General features: G+C 56.2%; 3 protein-coding genes. 2 read left to right on the top strand and 1 reads right to left on the bottom strand.

All coding sequences use genetic code 11. The features are described from left to right. Positions 1-113 precede the first annotated feature (113 nt). Positions 114-530 carry a transposase gene (locus C4885_RS15935; RefSeq protein ID WP_114001276.1) on the top strand — a complete coding sequence of 139 codons (417 nt, stop codon included), beginning with the start codon at positions 114-116 and terminating at the stop codon, positions 528-530. A 90-nt stretch (positions 531-620) separates the two neighbouring features. Next, the gene (locus tag C4885_RS15930) at positions 621-1,484 is read left to right on the top strand and encodes a putative manganese transporter (protein ID WP_114001275.1); all 864 of its coding nucleotides are present in this window, start codon (positions 621-623) and stop codon (positions 1,482-1,484) included. Positions 1,485-1,945: 461 nt separating this feature from the next. Here C4885_RS15930 and C4885_RS15920 read toward each other — a convergent pair whose 3' ends face one another. Continuing rightward, complete coding sequence (locus C4885_RS15920; protein ID WP_114001273.1) at positions 1,946-2,440, bottom strand: hypothetical protein; 495 nt, start codon at positions 2,438-2,440, stop codon at positions 1,946-1,948. Positions 2,441-2,599: the final 159 nt, after the last annotated feature.

The following is a 2,599-nucleotide window of genomic DNA, read 5'->3' as shown; positions in this document are numbered from 1 at the left end:
TATTATCTGCGCTTTTGGCTTGGCATCTGCCGCACCTCGCTCGCCGTATCGGCACTTAGAATTATGCGGTATTGCCTAAAAACGGGAACGACATAAAAAGGAATGGTGCAACCATGTACCGCACAATTCAACATCAGATGAGCATTGATGACTACCTGCCGCCCTATGAAGGCGAGCTGGTACAGGAGAACCGCTGGGTGCGCCTGGCCCAGGCCATTGACTGGGATGCCATTGAACAGGAGTACAGCGGCCATTTTGCTGCTGGCGGCAAGGTGGCAATTCCGGCCCGCATGGCGTTCGGTGTGCTGGTGATTCGTGCAGCGTGTCGCACAACGGACAGCGAAACGGTGGAGATCGTGCGCGAAAGCCCCTACCTGCAATACTTTTTGGGCTTTGATTCCTTTACCTATGATGTGCCGTTTTCTTCCCGCAGCATGGAGCGGTTCCGTACCCGCATTTCCCCCGCCCGTGTGCGGGAAGCCGTAGCGCTGCTGCGCGGCTTTGAAACCAACAAAGGCAGTAAAAAATGAAAAAGGGCCGCATGGCTCCGGGCAGCTGCTCCGAACCGTGCGGCCATGTTATGCCCTGAAACCCCAACCTTTGCAACAGATAGGAGAATTATGGAAATTATTGTTGATGCTTTTTTGGATGCACTGATCGACGGCGTAAAAATGCTGCCGTTTTTGTATCTGGCATATCTGCTGATCGAATGGCTGGAACGCAACCATGGCGAGCGAATTGAAAAAGCGCTGGCTGGCGGCGGCCACTGGGGCTTTGTGCCCGGCGCACTGCTGGGCTGCGTACCACAGTGCGGGTTTTCGGCGGTAGCGGCCAACTTTTATGCCAGCCGGGTCATTACCCCCGGCACGCTGCTGGCCGTGTTCCTGGCAACATCGGATGAAGCCATCCCCCTGCTGGCGGCGGAGCCTACCCTGTGGAACAAGCTGGGCCTGCTGCTGGTGCTCAAAATCGTGTTTGGCATTGCAGCCGGTTTGGTGTTGGATGTTCCGCTGCGCCGCATCCTGCCCAAAGGGCTGTATGGCGGCTATGAGGGCCATGCCGATGAGGTGGATTGCCACGAAGAACACGAGGAACACAGTAGCATTTTCCTGGCGGCACTGCGTCACACGCTGGAAATTTTTGTGTTCATCTTGGTGTTCAGCTTTATCATTGGGCTGATCTTTGGCTTTGTCGGGGCAGATTCCGCCGCGGCATTTCTGGGCAGTCTGGGCATTTTCCAGCCCATGATGGCCGCGCTGATCGGTCTTGTACCCAACTGCGGTGCCAGCGTGCTGCTGGCTCAGCTGTATATGGGCGGGGCCATTACCTTTGGCAGTTTTTTTGCGGGGCTGTGCTCCGGCGCAGGTATCGGCCTGGCTGTGCTGTGGCGTGTCAACCCCAGCTGGAAACAGAACTTGTTCATGACAGGGCTGCTCTGGTTCTGCGGCACCTGCTGCGGTATTTTGCTGCAATGGGTGGTGTAAGAGCTGCCGGCGGCCATAACCCGTAAAATAATAAGTAGGGGACGATGCGGAAGCATCGTCCCCTTTGATATGCTTTGTGGGATGTTGTAGCCAAGGCTTGCGATAAGATTCTATTGTGGCATCTACCGCATGGTTCCGGAACGGTCAAGACCGTTCCCTACGGAGCATTTTATAGTGGGTGATAGAACATAAAACATTCGGTAGGGCGGGATGCCCTCACCCCGCCGCGGAGAAACCTTGCCCTATTGCCGCGAACATTGCAAATGATTTGTAGGGGACGATGCTCGCATCGTCCCGCCCGCCGGGCCTTGCCACGCTGCTACCCCCAAAACGTGGGAAGAACCCTGCCGTGCACGCAAAGGATATCCCTCCAAATACAAATTTACCCCCAAAACAAAAAACAAACGCCGCAGGGAGCATCACGCACTCCCTGCGGCGTTGTCATTTATATCGTCTCGCCTTCAGCCTCTGCAGCCGGTTTCTTCTTCCCAGTCGCCGAAATCTTCGGCTTTGGCGATGGTGGTAGGGTCCACCTTGCCGTCCTCCGTCAGCTTAACGGGTTCGGTCTTGTCCTGGACCGGATTCACATTCGGCACATCGTTACCACTCTGGATAGGAATGGTAACGCCGTCATCTTCCTGCGCGGGTTCTTCCACCGGGGCAGCAGGCTCCGCTACAGGGGCCTGCTCAGCGGGGGCAGGTTCCTCAAACGGTGCGGGCTGTTCCTCGTCCGGGGCAGGCTCTGCCGCCGGTTCTTCTGCGGGGGGTTCCTCGTCGGCATTTTCTTCGGTTTCGTCCGCATCTTCGGTGCTTTCGGAAGCTTCGCTGTCGTCAAATGCGGAGTCATCCACAATCTGTTCGCTCTCTTCGTCCTGAGCCAGATACTTGCTGACAACATAAACGCCAACACCGATGGCTGCGCCCAGCACAATGGGAATCAGATGAAATTTTGCCATAGTAATTTCTCCTTTCGTGCGCGGGCAACTGGCCCGGCAGCTGTTTGGGGCGGTTGTGCCTGGAACGATTGGCACAACCTTAAGGCAATACCGCATAATTCTAAGTGCCGATACGGCGAGCGAGGTGCGGCAGATGCCAAGCCAAAAGCGCAGATAATA

This window comes from Subdoligranulum sp. APC924/74, from assembly GCF_003324125.1.
Taxonomy (GTDB): domain Bacteria; phylum Bacillota; class Clostridia; order Oscillospirales; family Ruminococcaceae; genus Gemmiger; species Gemmiger qucibialis.
Note: the sequence above shows the minus strand (reverse complement) of the source record. Positions and strands in the feature narration are given on the sequence as shown.

Excerpts from the sequence above, each read along its gene's own strand:
- C4885_RS15920 (WP_114001273.1), bottom strand. The coding sequence starts at position 2,440 with ATGGCAAAATTTCATCTGATTCCCATTGTGCTGGGCGCAGCCATCGGT.
- C4885_RS15930 (WP_114001275.1), top strand. The coding sequence starts at position 621 with ATGGAAATTATTGTTGATGCTTTTTTGGATGCACTGATCGACGGCGTA.
- C4885_RS15935 (WP_114001276.1), top strand. The coding sequence starts at position 114 with ATGTACCGCACAATTCAACATCAGATGAGCATTGATGACTACCTGCCG.